This is a genomic window from Fibrobacter sp. UWB15 (genome assembly GCF_900177705.1).
Taxonomy (GTDB): domain Bacteria; phylum Fibrobacterota; class Fibrobacteria; order Fibrobacterales; family Fibrobacteraceae; genus Fibrobacter.
In genome coordinates this window covers 1-16,701 of the sequence record NZ_FXBA01000017.1, presented here as the reverse complement: position 1 = coordinate 16,701, position 16,701 = coordinate 1, and the positions used below count along the sequence as shown (strand labels likewise).

Below are 16,701 nucleotides of genomic sequence, written 5' to 3'. Positions count from 1 at the left end.
CAGGCCGCATCTCAATTATAACCAAAGGATTTTTTTCAGTACCGCTAAAGCTTCTTTAGAACCACCTGCCTAGCAGGTGGTTTTCGGTTATACAAAAAAACACCCTATAAAGGGTGCTTTTTAGTTGAGTATCTGTAGGCTTATGCCTGCGGCTTGACCGTTGCACGAATCAGCATGAGCTGCGCCGGCACGTACAGCCACCAGATAATATTGTTCGCAATTTCGGCAACCGACTGCAGTGCGCTGTGGTCGTCACCCGTGACCATCGAAAGACCGACGCACACATCACCGAAGAAGAAGGCGACCATGCCCCAACAGACAAACTTGGCGTTCACAGCCGGGAAATAACCCTTGCGCTTGGCAAGAATACCGATGATCACCGAGGTAATGACGAAGACGCCATAAACCACGACAACTGCCACCGTAAGGCCCAAGGTGCCGGTAGCGATCAGGGCGATGCCAGCGATAACAGCCAAGGCCAACAACCAGTAAATCTTGGGGAAGCTCTTGTCTGCTTCGGACTTGCGGGAATGCCTGTAAATCAAGATGGTCTGGAACACCATGAAGAAGGTGATACCGAGAACGGTGCTTATGGTTCCTGCATCGGGGACAAAAGCCTTAATCAGGCTAAAGCTGTAGTCCGCCAACAGCGAGAACACGAACGCCGCACGCAACAGTTTGCCATCGCGGCCGGAGAACGCGCTTGATGCCGTAATAAAGGCAAGAATCGTCAGCATGGTTGTCATGACCGACTTGGTGTAAAGCTGCAAGGTGCCAGAATCCGACAGGCATTGGCTTACCGCGCCGCAGGAATAGAAGTCAAACCAATCCTTGCCAGCCGTAATGAGGAGGAACACAGCAAGGACAGAAAAAACGATTTTTTGAGCAGTTGTTTGTAAAAGCATGAATAAAGGATAGCAAAATTCACGCTTGCTTGGTAAGCTTTTTGTAATATTTTACAAAATAATCGGTCAAACCTACTTGATTCGTACCTGACGCAAGTTTTTACCCTGTCGGACAAGGTAAGTTCCCGGAGCCTGCTTTAAAGAATGCCCCAAGAATCGGCCCTGCATATCAAAGACCTGGATAGATTCGCCCGCATTCAACGGCTGTAGCATTCCGACAATGCCGCGCTGACCAATGGCTGTCGTGGAATCTTCATCAGTCGAATCCTGTTTGGTGGTATCCGGTTCCACAAAGGGGTGCGCCGGATCGTCCACCACCACCTTGAACGTCACGGAGCCCTCGCAGCCCGAGGCGTTCGTGTGAACCGCCTTGTAGTAGCCGCTCATGGTGCCGTCCATCTTGCCGAGGTGGATTTCACGGTTCGTGGAGGTAAAGCCCTTCGGGCCGCTCCATACCCAGCGACCGCCTTCCCACGGGTGCGGGCCAATCGAAAGAGAGTCACCCTTGGAAAGCGAAATCTCAGTCGCGGTGGACCAGCCCTCGTTATTGTTGATCTTCGAATACGGGATGATGGAATCCGGCTTGCATGCGCCACCTTCGGCGCCTTCGATCACCATCGTGGTAATCGTGTTGGACTTCGCGGTCATCGAAAGCGCCTTGCCCGAAACCACGATATCGGATTGCTTGGTGAGACTGCCCGGCAGTTCAAAGCGCACCACCTTCGCGCTCGTGCCAATCTTCACGAATTCACCCAAATCAAATTCATACTTCACGTCGCTTGAGCCGCTGTTGCGCACGATAAGCACCAGCGCACCCTCGGGCGTGAGCGCCGCGAGCGTGTTGTCGTTGTCGCTATCGATAATGCGCGAACCCGGACGAATGTAACGGCTGAATGCGGCGTGCATGTAGTAACGCGCATTCGGGCTGAAAGTCTGCTTGCTGTGGTTCAGCGCGAGGCTACGCCAGTTCTCAGCCGGGTCGCCAATCTGCCAGTCCACCCAGGCACTCGCCTTCATGTCGCGCAGGTCCGCAAGAATCACGCCCGCCATCCAGAGCGCAATGTTCTCGTCGCCGCTCTTGTGGAGCGGGCCCGTTTCGGACTGCCACACCTTCTTGTCTTTCGCGAAAGCCGCGTTGAAAAGCTTCGCACGGTTATCGCCGCCGGAATAGCTGTGCGTGTTCACCTGGAACATGTAAGAAAGCGCTTCGCCACTGTACTTGTTGAACTGGTTCAGGGCATCGCCAATGTTCGTCTCGTCGGCGGCACTCACCGAAGTCTCCGGGAACAGGCCCTTCTTCTGAAGCGCCTTGCCGAGTTCCACAATCATCTTCGTCTGGTTGTTCTTGAAGCCGCAACCTTCCTGCCCGCCGTTGGATTTCCACCAGCCGGCACTCGGCTCGTTGAACGGTTCCACCGTGCGGAACGTGATTCCCCATTCCTTCTTGAAATGCAGCGCCACTTCGGAGAGGTAGTCCGCGAAGTCGTCGAAATAGTCTTCCTTGAGGTTGTCGCTGCCGTCGCTAGAGCCCGAAACGCAGCCACTCTTGGTCATCCACCACGGGGGCGAATTGCTGAACGCCTCGAAAATCGGGCTCTTCACGCGCTTGGAAAGTTCAATGGCGATCGTGCGCTGGTACGGGTCGGCCGTCCAGTCGAAATCGCCCTTTTCGGTAGGCTTGTAGCCGGGAACGTTCGCGCCGCCGTCGCCCTTCGTTAGGTGATTATGGCCTGGCTGGTCGCCGCCGCCAATATTGTAGCGGAAAATCGTATAGCCCAAGCCCGTATCGGGGTCGGCAATCGCACCCAGAAGCTTGCTGCGGTTCGCCTCGCTCCAGGCGCCCGCCTTTACGGCCCACCAGCAGAGGCTCGTGCCCCAGCCCTCGAAAACCTGGTATTTTTTGCCGGGGTCAACGACGACCTTGGTCTGTGCATACGCAGGGGCAAATAAACCTGCTAAACAGAACGCGGCAAGGGCCACGCCCGAGACTTTAAAATCTTTACCAATACCCATCATACCCCTAAATATACCCCCAAAATGACTAAATGTCAAATGTGGACTTTTTGGGGGAAATTACGGTTCTATTTCAACCCACGCAGGATTTCTTTTTGCTCCTGCGTGATGCGGTAGCTTTCGCAGGCTTTCTGGATGGATTTCGCGTGAATCCAGGGGGAAAGTTTGCGGCCCCTGATGTAGGGGAATGTCGCGTCCCATTGCTTGGCAAGCGCCGTCGCCATGTACCAGGCGATGACCATTTGCACGTAGTAGCGGTCGGTGGGACATTCCGCGCGGCCGTCGTCATTAAACAGAGATTCATCGATAGCCGCGACCCATTTTAAGAATCGCTGGTCGAATCGCTCGTCCAGGAAAAAGTTCATGAGCATGTTCACGCCGAAGCGAACCGTGTAAGGGGGCTTTGACTTGAGCCATTTTTCGATGCACGACACGAACCGCGTTTCATCCTTGAGCAACGCCTTTGGTGACTTACCATCGCAAACTGCCCAGTTGTCAATGTAGGGCAAGAACTGTTCGATGCGGTACAGGCATTCGTCAAAATCCTTGATGCGCTCGACCACAAAAAGGTGCACCTGGTTTTCTTCGAAGTACTTGTGCGGCAGTTTGTCCAAAAACTTGGCGACATCGACCGCCGCGAACTCCTTCGCAATCTTTCGCATGGTGGGCACGCGCACGCCGATAATCGATTTTTTGTCGATGTTCGGCAACAGCGATGCGTGAAAATCGCGGTACTTCAAATCCTGTTCGGCCAACAGGCGCTTGACAAGTTCGGCGGGAGTCATGGAATAAATATAATTATTCCGATTTTGCGATTCCTGTTTGTGTAGGTTCCTTCGGCTTGATCCTTGCGCTCATCCAGCTGAGAACCAGATTCTGCCACACCACGTAGCACGTGGGGGCGAGCGCCACGACGGGGCCCGCATACAAAGTGGCAATCCAGATGACGAGCGTCGTATTCTTCTGGCCCATGCTTTGGGAGCTTTCGATGGGGCGACGGTTTCTTTCGACAAACCAGCCGAGCGAAAAGAGCAGCACGCAAAGTACCAGCGAAATTCCCGCCATCATCGGGAGCTTACCGCTATTCCAAAGTTCCGTAAATCCCATTTCGCGGATGTCATAGCTCGCCTTCGCCAAAATCACGAATACCGAGAACGTCCACACGAACATGGTGTACTTCTGGTATTTGGCAGCACGGTCGGCAAGTTCCGGGTAAAATGCCCGCAGGCCAAGCGCAAACGCAAGCGGAATGCTGATGATGGGCTGAATCGTATTGAAAATCTTCATCGCGATTTCAGAGAGGCCCGCATCGGTGCCGGTCAGGTAACCGAACACAAGGGGAATCGAAAAGCAGGCAATCAGGTTCCCGCTCAAGAAAATCTTTAACGCAAGCGAGGCCGAACCGCCGAGCATCTTGGCCATGGCAGGGGCAGCGTTTGCAGGCGGGCAAAGTGCAATGATGGCGCCACCCAAAAGCACCTCGCGCGGGAGGTCGAAAAGCTTTACGATGCCCGCGATAGCGGCGACCAGAATCAGGCTCACCACCAGGGCGCGGATTTCAATTTTAAACGTGTAACCATGCGTCTGTGGCGGAATTTTCGTCACAAACGTCAAAAACATCATGGTACCAATCAAAAACGGCATTAACGGCGAAAGCACGTGCGCCTGCGGGAGCAAAATCCCGAGCAAAATCGCAATCGGCATCAAAATGGCACGTAAATTCTTCATACGCGGCCAAATGTAGAAAACCGCCAAAACCTAGGCAAGATAGGGATTAATTTCTATATTTACGCCCATGTTACGTTCTAGGTACGAAGCGTTTGACTTCGTGGAAAAGAAGGCCGAAGTCAAGAAAAAGTCGGGCAACCCGATTTTGATGATCGTGTCCGGCTACCTCGCGCTGGTTTCTTTGGGAGCACTCCTGTTGTCGCTCCCGTTTGCGCAGCGTGAACCGGTCGGCGTACTCGACGCATTCTTCACGGCCATGTCTGCCGTGTGCGTCACGGGTCTTTCTACCATCGATATCAGCGCCAGTTTTACCACCTTCGGCAACTGGGTTCTTGTGGTTTTAATGCAGGCGGGCGGTCTTGGAATCATGACGATTTCTACCGTGATAATCCTCCTTGCCGGCATGCACCCGGGATTCAACCACCAGTCGGCCCTCCTTGCCAACTACACGCAGGAAGGTAACGTCGATGCCGGCCGAATCCTAAAGGCCGTGCTCCCCTTTACCTTCGGGCTCGAAGCCATCGGCGCCGTCATCTACTTTACGCAGTTTTCCGACATGGAACTCTACGACCGCCTTTTCTGTAGCCTGTTCCAGGCCGTCAGTTCCTTCTGTAACGTGGGCTTCACCTTGTTCCCCGATTCTCTGGTACGTTTCCAGCTGAACCCGCTCATGAACATCACGACCTGCGTGCTCGCGCTGGCGGGCGGTTTCGGTTTCTTGGCCATTACCGAAATCCGTTACTTGTTCGACTTTAAAAAACGCGCTATCCGCAAGGTGTCGCTGCATACCCACATTGCCACTGGCTTTACCCTGATTATCGTTCTCGTGAGTATCGCCTTCTTCATGTTCAGCGAATGGAGCAATACTTTTGCAGGTCTGAACTTCGGAGAAAAGCTGGAATCCAGCGCCTTCATGGCATTCACCAGCCGTACCGCAGGTCTCAACAACATCGACACCTCGGCCCTGAGCGTGGGCTCGCTGTTCTTCTTCGTGATTATCATGCTCATCGGTGCTAACCCGGGTAGCTGCGGCGGCGGTATCAAGACGACTACGACCGCCGTGATTTTCTTGCTAGGGTTCAACCGCCTGCTGGGCCGCAACAAGACCCAGATTTTGGGTCGCACCATTCCCGAAACCACGGTCGATAAGGCCGTGCGAATCTTCGTGGTGGCAATCGTGGTCGTGGTGGTGGCAACGCTCGTGTTGCTCGAAACCGAGGCCGCCGGCAATTCCATCGAACAGGTTTCGTTCCTCAAGGTATTCTTCGAAGTGGCAAGCGCCTACAGCACCTGCGGCCTTTCCATGGGTCTTACCCCGGATCTTTCGATTCCTGGCCGCATCGTCATCTGTACGGTGATGTTTGTCGGTCGTATGGGCCCGTTGTTCCTGATTTCTGCAGTGGCTAAAAAGCAGGAGCAGGGCATGTGGTACGCCGAAGAAGACATCATGGTGGGCTAATTCAGACAAACAAGGTTTAGGAGTTCAAATGAAATTTGCATTTACCGGATTTCTTTTTGCCGTAGCCATAGCCAATGCCGCTTCGGTTTGGGAACGGTCCCCCTGGGACAACTCCCCCGCCGAAGCAAAAAAGGAACAGGCCGAGCCAACTGCAGTCCGCCAAACAGGCGAAGCCAAGCCCGCCGACCCCAACACCTTTATCGATTCCCGCGACAACCAGCCTTACAAGACCATTACGGTAAGCGGCGTAACTTGGATGGCCGAGAACCTGAACTACGAAGACAGGCAGAGTTCCTGCTACAACAAGAAGCCCCATTGCAAAAAAGACGGACGTCTTTACACTTGGCATTATGCCCAGCGCATATGCCCGCCAGGCACCAGACTCCCTACTGTAGCCGATTGGGAACAAGCTCTTTATTCTGACCGGTTCGCGCAAACCCTTTCCCTTAGCGGTTACCGCTTCTACAATGGCGATTTTTACGATTATGCAATGACAGGCGCCTACTGGGCAGCCGAAGAAAAAGAGGACTATGTCAGTTACGCCTATTTCTTTAAAAACAAGTTCGGCGACTGGCAGAAAGAGGCCTTCTACAAGGAACAAGGCAATTCCGTTAGGTGCATTGTAGGGAGTTCCGAATCCACTGGAGCCCATAAATGGGGCGACCAATAACTATCTTTAAGCCATGGCTTCTAAACAATTTGTAGTAATCGGACTAGGTAACACGGGTTATTTTTTGGCCCGCCATTTGACCGCACTCGGACACGATGTGATGGTCGTGGATCCGAGTCCCGAAAAAATCCAGGACATTTCGAACCAGGTGGCCCAGGCAGTCGTTGCCGACGGCACCCGCAAAAAGCAGCTCCAGTCGCTCCCGCTTTCCAAGGTGGACAGCGTCATCTGCTGTATCGGCGAAGACCTGCAGGCATCGCTTTTGACGGTACTTAACCTCAAGGAACTGGGCGTCAAGCACATTATTGCCAAATCCAGCAGCCCGGCACACACGATTATCCTCGAAAAGCTCGGTGTGGCAGACATTTTCCACCCGGAACGTGACATGGCCATTTCGCTGGCCGAACGTCTCAACCGCCCGAACATGCTCGACTACCTGCCGTTCATGGAAGGCTTCTCCATCGTCGAAATCGCCTGCCCCGACGCCTTCCTCGGCAAGACCCTCAAAGACCTCTCACTCACCCACAAGTACGGCATCCAGGTCATCGCCATCCGCGACCCGCTGGAACCGACCCCCAAGATCGGTAACATCGCCGACTACGTGCTCAAGGAAAACGACGTGCTGTTCGTGATCGGCCCGAACGAGGCTCTGGACAAACTCAAGGCCTAACAGGCTCTCAAACACAAAATTTTAAAGCCGGCGAAATTCGTCGGCTTTTCTTTCTGAACTGATTTCAAATAAACTAGAAAACAGGTTTGGTGGAAGCGGCGCGTTCCGAAGCGCGACTTGCCCCCGCAGTCTTCTCGGTGGCGAGCTTACGGTGCGTTACAGCACCCACTGCAAAGTAGCGGCCATCCTTCTGAACCAGTCCGGTGTAGATATTCAGCACCTTCTGGGAGAACCACTGCTGGTAAAGGTTCAAAATGCTTTCCTTGAGGGCCGAAGTTTCGTCGATAGCCGGGTTGCCCGAGGGCTTGCCATACTTGAGCGTAAACTGTTCGGACATGTAGGCTACCGCTTCAAAAGACTTGTTCAAACGGGCGCGTTCGACACGGCCAGTACGAATTTCAAAGGAGTAGAACTTGTCGTTCTTGTTAAAAATAAAGTCAACCTGGACCGGCAGTTCACCGAACATAAATACGGGAATGACTACACGTTCACCTTCGCCACTCTGACCATACGGCTCGTAACCGAGCTTCATCACTTCTTCAATAACGGTCTCACGGGTGGCACCAAAGGGAATGCCCGCAAAGTCATTATAACGCTGTGCGGCCGCTTCCAGAGAAAGCAGCAGGGTCAAAATCGTTATAATAAATCCAAAGTGTTTCACAGGATTCTCCTAGAGTCTTTGTAAAAGATAGTAAACTTTGTTATGTTGGTAAGTCCTTATCTGATATTTTCTTAAAAAAACGCCGATTATCTATATTTTGGCTCATGGCAAGCACTTTTGGCAAAATTTTTAGCGTTACTACCTGGGGCGAATCCCATGGTCCGGCAGTCGGTTCGGTCCTGGATGGATGCCCCGCAGGCCTCGAAATCACCGAAGAAGAAATCCAGGCGGAACTCAACCGCCGTCGCCCAGGACAGGGCAAAATGACCACCGCCCGCGACGAAAAGGACCAAGTCAAGATCCTTTCGGGCGTTTTCGAAGGCAAAACCACCGGGACCCCGATTTCTTTCGCCGTCTTTAACGAAGACCAGCGCAGCCATGACTACGCTGAAATCCAGAAATGGTACCGCCCTGGGCATGCCGACCTGTGCTACGACCTCAAGTACGGGTTCAGGGACTACCGCGGCGGTGGACGCAGCTCTGCCCGCGAAACCATCGGACGCGTTGCCGCAGGTGCCGTGGCCAAGAAACTTCTGAAGCAGGTGAACGGCACTGAAATCATCGCCTGGGTGAACTCCATCGGCGAAGTCGATTGCGGCCCGCTGGACCTGAACAGCCTCACGCTTGAACAGATTGAAAAATCCCCCGTACGCTGCCCCGACCTGGACGCAAGCGCCAAGATGGAGCAAGCCGTTCTCGACGCCCGCACAAACGGCGACAGCATCGGTGGCACCGTATGCCTCTTGGTCAAGAATCCGCCAGTCGCCCTCGGCGAACCGGTGTTCGACCGCCTGGATGCCCTGCTCGCCCAGGCCATGCTCAGCATTCCGGCTTGCAAGGGTTTCGAAATCGGAAGCGGCTTTGCCTCGGCTCGCATGCACGGGAGCAAACACAACGACGAACTTTATTTTGACGGCCACGCCTACCACACCCGCACCAACAATGCAGGCGGTAGCCTCGGCGGAATCAGCAACGGCGAACCCATTTACTGCCGCATGGCCTTCAAGCCCACCGCCACCATTTCGCAGGAACAGAAGACGGCTGGTCGCGGTGGCGAAAACGGAACGCTTGCCGCCCGCGGTCGTCACGACCCGTGCGTCGCAGTGCGTGCCCCGGTGATTGTCGAAAGCATGGCCGCACTTGTTTTGGCGGACCTGTTCTTGCAACAAAAGAGAAACAGCCTAGAATAAATTCAGATTTCAGAATTAGGAATTTCATTTTGCCATTCCGAACTCCGAATGAAAATGTTCATTCCACGTTTATTCATCGCCCTCTGCTACCGCGCCGTATACAAGTTGCATCACGCGCTTTGTCTTAGGCCGGGCGCGCCTCTACAGAATTCCAAACTGATTGTCGTCGGCAGTTACCGCACTGGTGGTGCCGGAAAGACGCCTTTCTGCATCTGGCTTTGCAAGCACTACTCAGCTCAAGGCAAGAAGGTGGCACTCCTCGCTCACGAATACGCCTTCGACGAAATCGCACTACTCCGTCAAAAATTTTCAGGCAACAAAAACGTTCAAGTTTTCGCAACTCGCAATCGCTATCGCCTGGCGCACGAACTCGACAAGTCGCGCAAGTTCGACTATATCGTCTGCGATGACGGTTTCGAAGACAGCCGTCTTACAGGAGCAGTCACCTTGCTTCTGTCATGGGAAAGTACACCCACAAAGCTTTCGGAGCTTTGGCCTTGCGGTAAGATGCGCAGTCTAGAAAAAGACCACAAGGCAAATTCCTCGGCCACAATGGCGCTGAAATGCTACGGCGAAAATCCCGATATTCAGTTTGTTGTAGACAAAGTATCCCGCCTGAGTCCCCACTCGGCTACGGCTGAAAAACTTCACGACGAACTTTCTCGAGACTCTTCAGCAAGCATTGTATGTGGCCTCGGAGACCCCAAACGATTCTGTCAAGACATTCAGGCATTCGGAATAAAGATCAAGCTTCATTACTTCTTCAAAGACCATTGCAAGGACTTTTCTAGAAAATTTGAGCAGATTCTCCAAAAGCACCCTCAAGAAGCCTTTATCATCAGCGAAAAAGACGCCGCACGGCTTCCCGCTGAATTTATCCAAAAAAATGTAAAGGCGCAAATTTACATTGCGCACCAGTCCATCAAAGTCTCGCCCGGAGTAGTCCAAAAACTCCCCTAAATTCAAGTCACGGTTTCAAACTTCTTTTCCAGTTTTTATATTTCAGTAAAAGAAGGAAGAAATCATGACGCTCACCTCCCGTATCCAGAACTTGATGCAGGCCCTTTGCCAGGAATTCCCGGAAAGGCAAGACAGACTCCAGCTGGGGTTCCTCGCTGCTATCAACAACGAGTCCTTTTATCTGTACGGACGCTCCGGTTCGGGCAAGAACTTCATGATTGGCCGGCTGCTTTCGGCATTCAAGAAAACGCGACCGCTCAAAGTTGGAACGCACCTGCAAGAACGTCTCGCAAACTTCGAAGACTACGACTTCATCTGGTTCAAGGACTTCAATCCCATTGACGATGTCACCAAAGACAACGTCCGTCACGCCCTTCAAGACAGAAAGAATTCGACTCTCATTCTCAGCAGTGATGTACGCCCCGAAAACGCCATGGGCCGCGCCGATATCGCCGACGATATCACCTTGACCATTTACATGCCCGACAATCTTTCTTCGGACGCCCTGTGCACTCTGCTCCAGAACTACAAGCTTTACGACAGCTTCAAGGTTCCCGAAGAATACACCATTTCGGAAGAAGAAAAGGCCGCCTGGGCCGAAGAAATCAAGAAGGTGACTCTCTCGCCCGACACCATGGCCATTATCGGAAAGCTTTCGGAACTCTGCATTCAGAACGCCATCTATGTTCCTATCAGCAAGTGGCTTTCTTTGGCAAACATCGCCCGCACCATTGCCTTCTTCAATGGTCGTAGCGAAACGAATTTCTCGGACACGCTATTCCTCGGCACCCCCATTTGGGGCCGATCCACATCGAACAACGCCATTATTGAAAGTTTCAACAACATTGTCAAATCCGTTATACTCAAGGATCTGGCAAACGTTGTGGAAAGCACCTACGATGCGCAGGCCCTTTACCGCAAAGTCAAAGGCCTCCTGAATAGTTCTAATAATTTGTACGAAACCAAGGAGTTCAACGGAGAACCCTGCATCAGCTACCGCATTACCATTGCGGGTGAACAGGTTCCCCTTTACGTGCCCCTGCACTATGTTGAATCCGACGAAGATTTCAACCCCTACAATGAACTCCGCCAAATCGAAAAGCACGTGCGTTGCAACTTCCACGGAACTTCCAGCTGCACCATTTCTATCGACTCTGCAGTCAAGGGCGTCGGTCTTCGCAACAACAATTCCAGAAACAGCAACAACACTCCTGGCAAGTTCGAAGACTTCGCGACGCTCCCCACGTACATTCTTCGCGAAAACGATCCTGAAGTCGCCAAGAAAAAACGCATTGAACTGGAAGCTAGCCAAAAAGAAGCCCAGACACAAATGGAACAGCAGGCAAAGATTCTGCGTTCGCTTCGCGACCTTTACCAGTCCAATAAGACTTTCCGTAACGACCTGTTCTGCAATCTTGAAAACTTCGACAAGATCCAAGGTGACTTGAGCGAAATTTTCAACACCATCAACGGTGTCGCAACCAAGCTAAAAGAAACGCTCGAGCTGTACAATTCGGCAGCCCGAGCCTAATCGCTCCATTTTATTGAAAGCGTAGCAGCTACTTTCCGCGACGGATACCTATGGTATAGGTATCATCGCTGCTACCCGCCTTTTCGCTGCCATTCATAATCTTCACCTTCATCTTGGTGATGTACGCACCGGTGCCTACCATGCGACCTTTTTCACTGCGGGCATTCCATTCAAAGAACAGGTTGCCCGGATTGTCGTAGCAGTTGGACTGTTCCGGATTTGCAGCATTATAGAATACGGCCTTGTCGTTACAGGCAATCACACCGCCTGCCTTGTTTACAAAATTTCCCAGGTGCGAGAAGTAGTAGGCATCCCACTTGATTCGAATCAAGGCGAGAGCGGAATCCTTATCGGCATCGCTCGGCAAATTCATAAGAGTCGAGGTTGCCAGTTCGCCGATATTGAAATTCAGCAACAGGCCCGGCAATCCAACGCTATCGATAATATCTTGCAAGGGCATATTCGACGGAACCACCATTGGGGCAACCGGATCCTTATGGGGCCAAGCTTCCGGATTACTTGAAATCGTTACTACACCCGGAGCCTTGATTTCGGTACGCTGTTCACCCACAATGCGAACCTTCGGGTTATTCACGTGTGCGACATTCCCGCTGCGGTCCTTGAATTCACCCGGCAACAGTCTTACATAATCGCCCACTTCCGGAAGCGTTGTTTGCGGAGTACGCTGGAAATACAGACGGACTACGTTGCCATTCGGATTCGCATTGGCACTTGCAATATAAAGCGAATCCATGAAGCTATCAGGACCTCTGTAGAATACAAATGCTGTCTTCCGGTCAACCGTCTTGTCGTCGGAACCTTCACTCAAGCTGATCGTCACGACACTCATATCATCAGAAAGCGGCTCGATGACAGCACTCGTTACAATGGGAGCCACCTTGTCCTCAATCGAAGTGTTCATCGAAAGCTTGACTTCTTCACCGGAATCTTCATCGGTATAAGTGTAATGGTACAGCAAGGAACCCGAATAAATCTGGTCCGAAACACCCGTGAATACATCCTTACGAAGTCCTTCAGGATTAAACATGGTGATCACCGAATCCATCACCACCAGCGGCCAAACATTTTCCTGCCCTGCCGTGGTATGGAATTCCGTTCCGCCAAACGACCAGGAAAGCGTATCGGGCACCACCTTGTCAAAAGCCTTACTGAAGGGAATCACGAGACTGTCAGGGATGCCGTCTCCGTTCACATCGTACATTTTCGCCTTCTGTGCGAACGGCACCGGAGGTTCCTTAAAGTGAATGTTCTTCCAAGTCAATATGTTGTTTACGCCAGCACCACCAACGGTAAAGAAGGCGTCTACCATGGCAGAATCACCCACCACATAGAAACTTGCAAATCCCAAGGAGTCCGTTGAAATGGAAGTGACGCGCTGGTTGTCCTTATCCAAGAAACTCAAGGGGAATTTCGTGTTCAAGTTGATTTCCTGGACGCAATTTATATCGGCATCCACAGCCAATTCGCCGCAAGTTGCCGTTCCAAACAGAAGCGCAATCCTTATAGGTACCGTATCGGGATATGTCACATGAGCCAGAAGCGTATCGTTCTTGCCACCGTCAAGTCCCATTACATCGCCACGCAGCGTGTAGCCTGTCGGATCAAAATAAGCGGAATCCGTCACATGGAACACATCCACAAAGGCGATGTCCGGGAGCGGGTATTCAGGCACCGTAAACGTAATCACCTGATACTGGCTATAGTCGGTGGCCAAGAAGCAATACAGAGCATACTTACCCGGGCTCAGCTGACGGGAGTTCACGAATGCGGCGGTATCAATCTTAACGCCCGCCATGTCTTCGCTAATAATAATTCCACCACCATACAGCGATCCCGTCTCAAGCGTTACGCCGTCAGCCGGAAGATTGCCGCCCTTCAGAATGAACACGGATTGCGCCAACTGGTCACGAGCATTCTGTACACTCGCCACATCACAGCTGACAGACTTATCGACAAGCAACTGATGGAATTCGTATTCCACGGAACCGTCCGGATTTTCTTTTTGCTTCGAGAAATACGTTCTTTCAGTCTGCAAATTAATGGAGGTGCGCATCTTGAAATTGGAGCCATTCGAATTTCGTTCCGAGAAGAAAATATGGAACGGATATTCCACGCCCTCGGTGAGTCCCAAGGTATCCAAATTAACGGCACGTTCCGCCGGATTATGGCAACCGCCAATATCCACCACCAAACGGTTATTGATGAAAACCCACACGTCATCGTCGCCACGGAACTCGAAATACTGCCCCTTGACATACTTAAACTGGGCAGAAATCTTCATCGCAAAACTGTAATTATGTTGTTTTCCGTTGTTAGTCATCAAATCTGGTTTCCAGTCATATTTCGGATTCAATACCGTCCTTGCAGAATCAAGATACTGGAAATCATCAACAGGGAAAAAGCCGCCATCTTCATGGGCTTCCGAAATATCAGCCAGCCAGAAACCTTCTTCGTCCATGGTCAAGTCAATATCGCGGCATACGCCATTCGTATATTCCTTACCGTTTGCATCCGTTGCAACCACTTGCGGTATAAACCACTTTTCGATTTCATGCGCCGCAGAACATTCACTCCACGGATAATGTAGAGAATCCACTCGTGCAGGGTATCCATTGACAAGCGTATCCTGCACCATCCCTGTTACCACGCCATCAAATGTAGGAGAATTCTGCCCCTGGCAAGTATTATATTCCACACCATCGAACTCCACCGTTATATAGGTATTCTTGCCGTCATTATTGTAGATATGACCGAAATCAATATCGATACTGTCATGGAACGCTTCGCCAGCCCAGTCCACCACCAAAGCGGAAATCTTCATGGACGGGCACACGCCCAATCTTTTAGGATAAGAGGTCGTGACAAGGAACGGGATAGAAGTAATCCATGCCGTATCGGATTCTGCAAAAATGGAATCCAGGCTAATGAGTGTCCCAGGAATCGTATCTAGACCGCTCCTCGAAAAATATTCAAAGCCGAAAGCCTGCCTAAAGTACACTTCCCATGATTCGACATGCTTGTAAGAGACACCCTGATACCAGCCGCAAGTATCGCTATGGAACGGAGCCATCTTAACGGTATCGCCATCCACAAACATCGTAGGCGTCATATTATCCCATGGGCTCATCAGACGCACCACTTTTTCTTCAAGCGGTGAAAAAATCAATTCGATGTTTCCCGTAGTCGTCGTATAGACCCAGGTTTCGTAAACGCCCTTCGGGAAGAAGCTCGAAATCGCCGGACGGATCGTATCCGCCTCCCAGCTCTCAACATTCCAAAAACGCTTGCCTTGGTTCTGACTCGAATGGAAATTCACCCGTGCACCGGCACCATTCCAGTCGTACGGTTTGATTTCATCCAAATGGAAATCGTAATGCCACCAGAACTTGTATTCGTCCGTACCATCCATCGCTACAGGGTTGTTGATGATATTATTCCCCACCGAAATGTACAGCGCGCTGTCCTTATAAGTAGAATTCGTACGCCAGGGATTGTACACATGCAAGGTACGCGTTGAATCAAAGCACTGACCAAGCGTAGTAATCTTGGCACCTACCAATCCGCCAGCTGTGCCATCCACAAAGACCGTGTCCATGACAGCAAAATAGGCGTCAAGTTCAATCACACCTTCCGTAGGCACCGACATATAGGGCGTGTATAAGCGAATAAAGTGTGCCGTCTGCAACGGGTTGCGTGCAAGCATCTCAGGCGATACGGCACCATAGAACCAGCCACACTTCGATTGGTCATCTTGCGCAAAGCGCATCATGATCGAATCAGTACCAAAAATCATCTGCGGCAAAGCGTGGTTGCCCCAAGGGCTCTTGAACCACACCACCTTTGAACCCGGAGGCACTACGCTAAACGTGTACGAAGTCTCCGTGGTATAAAGCCACACCTCGGTCTCGTCTGCAAACAGCGACTTGAAAGAAAAATCGCTCGATGGTTCCCAGGTATCGCAATGATTATTATAGGAACGCGAGACATCAGCCGTATCGGAACACACGTTTATCTTGAATCCGCCACCGTTCGGATAATCGGCAAGAGATTTGTCCCAAGTATAACTGAACCAATGATCTCCTTCAGAGGTCATTCTCGTATTCGAGGTTACCGCAAAATCAGCGTTCCAGCTAGTGACTTCACCCGTGATATGGTAACCGTATACAGCCTCGTTACCCATCACCGCATCGTTACGGTAAGGCGACTGAATATGCAACGTAAGCGTCGCATGAGCGAGCGCAACCCACACCAGACAAACAAAAACCATTAAAGTGTGCTTCATGGAACACAGCTCCTTTCATCACAAACAACTCCAACCTATAAATTATATTCCATATTAAAAATCGTAATAAGAAACAGCTTTTTAAAGGCAAAAACGTTGTGCTGCGCTCAATAAGCAAATGATTTCAGAGGGGAAAAAACAGACACAAGAAGCTGATGCTGACCCTGAACGAATCCTGAAATAAATTCAGGATGACATTGTTCAGGGTGACGGTGGGGGTGACGCAGGGCGGGGATGCGGGTATAAAAAGAAGAGCCCCTCGAGCGTTCGCTCAAGGGGCCCGTGAATCCAGCGGCGACCTACTCTCCCGGGCCCGTAGGCCAGGTACCATCGGCGATGAGGGGCTTGACTTCCGTGTTCGGAAAGGGAACGGGTATGACCCCCTCTCGGTAACCGCTGAAACAATATCGTCGGCGACAACTGTCTGTCGAAAAAGTCTTGGCTTGCACAGGTCCTGAAGCCTGGCGGGTCCGGGCTGCTCACGCAACTGTCGAACCAAATCGTTGAAAAGAAGGAAAAAGCTCTACCGGGCTATTAGTACCGCTCGGCTCAACGTGTCGCCACGCTCACACCTGCGGCCTATCGACGTCGTAGTCTACGACGGCCCTACA

12 protein-coding genes and 2 rRNA genes are annotated in these 16,701 nt (G+C 51.7%); 6 read left to right on the top strand and 8 right to left on the bottom strand.

The genetic code is table 11. The annotated features are described in order from the left end of the window. Positions 1–140 precede the first annotated feature (140 nt). The 4 genes from B9Y58_RS14065 to B9Y58_RS14050 all read right to left on the bottom strand — a co-directional run bounded on the left by B9Y58_RS14065 (position 141) and on the right by B9Y58_RS14050 (position 4,646). The gene (locus B9Y58_RS14065; RefSeq protein ID WP_073058323.1) at positions 141–905 is read right to left on the bottom strand and encodes a hypothetical protein; all 765 of its coding nucleotides are present in this window, start codon (positions 903–905) and stop codon (positions 141–143) included. Positions 906–977: 72 nt separating this feature from the next. Continuing rightward, complete coding sequence (locus B9Y58_RS14060; RefSeq protein ID WP_073058326.1) at positions 978–2,921, bottom strand: glycoside hydrolase family 30 protein; 1,944 nt, start codon at positions 2,919–2,921, stop codon at positions 978–980. A 65-nt stretch (positions 2,922–2,986) separates the two neighbouring features. Then, positions 2,987–3,703, bottom strand: a complete 717-nt coding sequence (locus B9Y58_RS14055) for a DNA alkylation repair protein (protein ID WP_073058328.1) — start codon at positions 3,701–3,703, stop codon at positions 2,987–2,989. Between the two features lie 13 nt (positions 3,704–3,716). Continuing rightward, positions 3,717–4,646 carry a bile acid:sodium symporter family protein gene (locus B9Y58_RS14050; protein ID WP_085534954.1) on the bottom strand — a complete coding sequence of 310 codons (930 nt, stop codon included), beginning with the start codon at positions 4,644–4,646 and terminating at the stop codon, positions 3,717–3,719. A gap of 67 nt (positions 4,647–4,713) precedes the next feature. Here B9Y58_RS14050 and B9Y58_RS14045 point away from each other — a divergent pair, with 67 nt between their 5' ends. From B9Y58_RS14045 to B9Y58_RS14035, 3 genes are read left to right on the top strand one after another with little or no spacing between them, the layout of a single operon-like run. Further along, entirely contained in the window at positions 4,714–6,105 is a 1,392-nt protein-coding gene (locus B9Y58_RS14045; RefSeq protein ID WP_073058330.1) for a TrkH family potassium uptake protein, read from the top strand. Between the two features lie 28 nt (positions 6,106–6,133). Next, complete coding sequence (locus tag B9Y58_RS14040; RefSeq protein WP_073058331.1) at positions 6,134–6,775, top strand: FISUMP domain-containing protein; 642 nt, start codon at positions 6,134–6,136, stop codon at positions 6,773–6,775. Between the two features lie 13 nt (positions 6,776–6,788). Next, the gene (locus B9Y58_RS14035) at positions 6,789–7,445 is read left to right on the top strand and encodes a potassium channel family protein (protein WP_073058332.1); all 657 of its coding nucleotides are present in this window, start codon (positions 6,789–6,791) and stop codon (positions 7,443–7,445) included. A 73-nt stretch (positions 7,446–7,518) separates the two neighbouring features. Here B9Y58_RS14035 and B9Y58_RS14030 read toward each other — a convergent pair whose 3' ends face one another. After that, positions 7,519–8,106: a hypothetical protein gene (locus tag B9Y58_RS14030; RefSeq protein WP_073058333.1), complete on the bottom strand. Its 588-nt coding sequence runs from the start codon at positions 8,104–8,106 to the stop codon at positions 7,519–7,521. Positions 8,107–8,210: 104 nt separating this feature from the next. On the opposite strand from B9Y58_RS14030, the gene aroC reads away from it, so the two are divergent. The 3 genes from aroC to B9Y58_RS14015 all read left to right on the top strand — a co-directional run bounded on the left by aroC (position 8,211) and on the right by B9Y58_RS14015 (position 11,787). Beyond that, positions 8,211–9,296, top strand: coding sequence for a chorismate synthase (gene aroC / locus B9Y58_RS14025; RefSeq protein WP_073058334.1), 1,086 nt, complete (start codon positions 8,211–8,213; stop codon positions 9,294–9,296). A gap of 54 nt (positions 9,297–9,350) precedes the next feature. Beyond that, positions 9,351–10,256, top strand: coding sequence for a tetraacyldisaccharide 4'-kinase (locus B9Y58_RS14020; RefSeq protein WP_158278376.1), 906 nt, complete (start codon positions 9,351–9,353; stop codon positions 10,254–10,256). 64 nt (positions 10,257–10,320) lie between these two features. Beyond that, positions 10,321–11,787 (top strand): hypothetical protein, encoded by a 1,467-nt coding sequence (locus B9Y58_RS14015; RefSeq protein WP_073058336.1) that lies wholly within the window; start codon positions 10,321–10,323, stop codon positions 11,785–11,787. Positions 11,788–11,815: 28 nt separating this feature from the next. Here the strand turns inward: B9Y58_RS14015 and B9Y58_RS14010 are convergent, their stop codons facing one another. The 3 genes from B9Y58_RS14010 to B9Y58_RS14000 form a co-directional block, all read right to left on the bottom strand. Beyond that, a complete protein-coding gene (locus B9Y58_RS14010) occupies positions 11,816–16,090 on the bottom strand; it encodes a fibro-slime domain-containing protein (RefSeq protein WP_073058337.1) in 4,275 nt (1,424 codons plus the stop codon). Between the two features lie 286 nt (positions 16,091–16,376). Next, a 5S ribosomal RNA gene (gene rrf, locus B9Y58_RS14005) occupies positions 16,377–16,491 on the bottom strand. 112 nt (positions 16,492–16,603) lie between these two features. Further along, a 23S ribosomal RNA gene (locus tag B9Y58_RS14000) occupies positions 16,604–16,701 on the bottom strand; the annotation flags it as partial.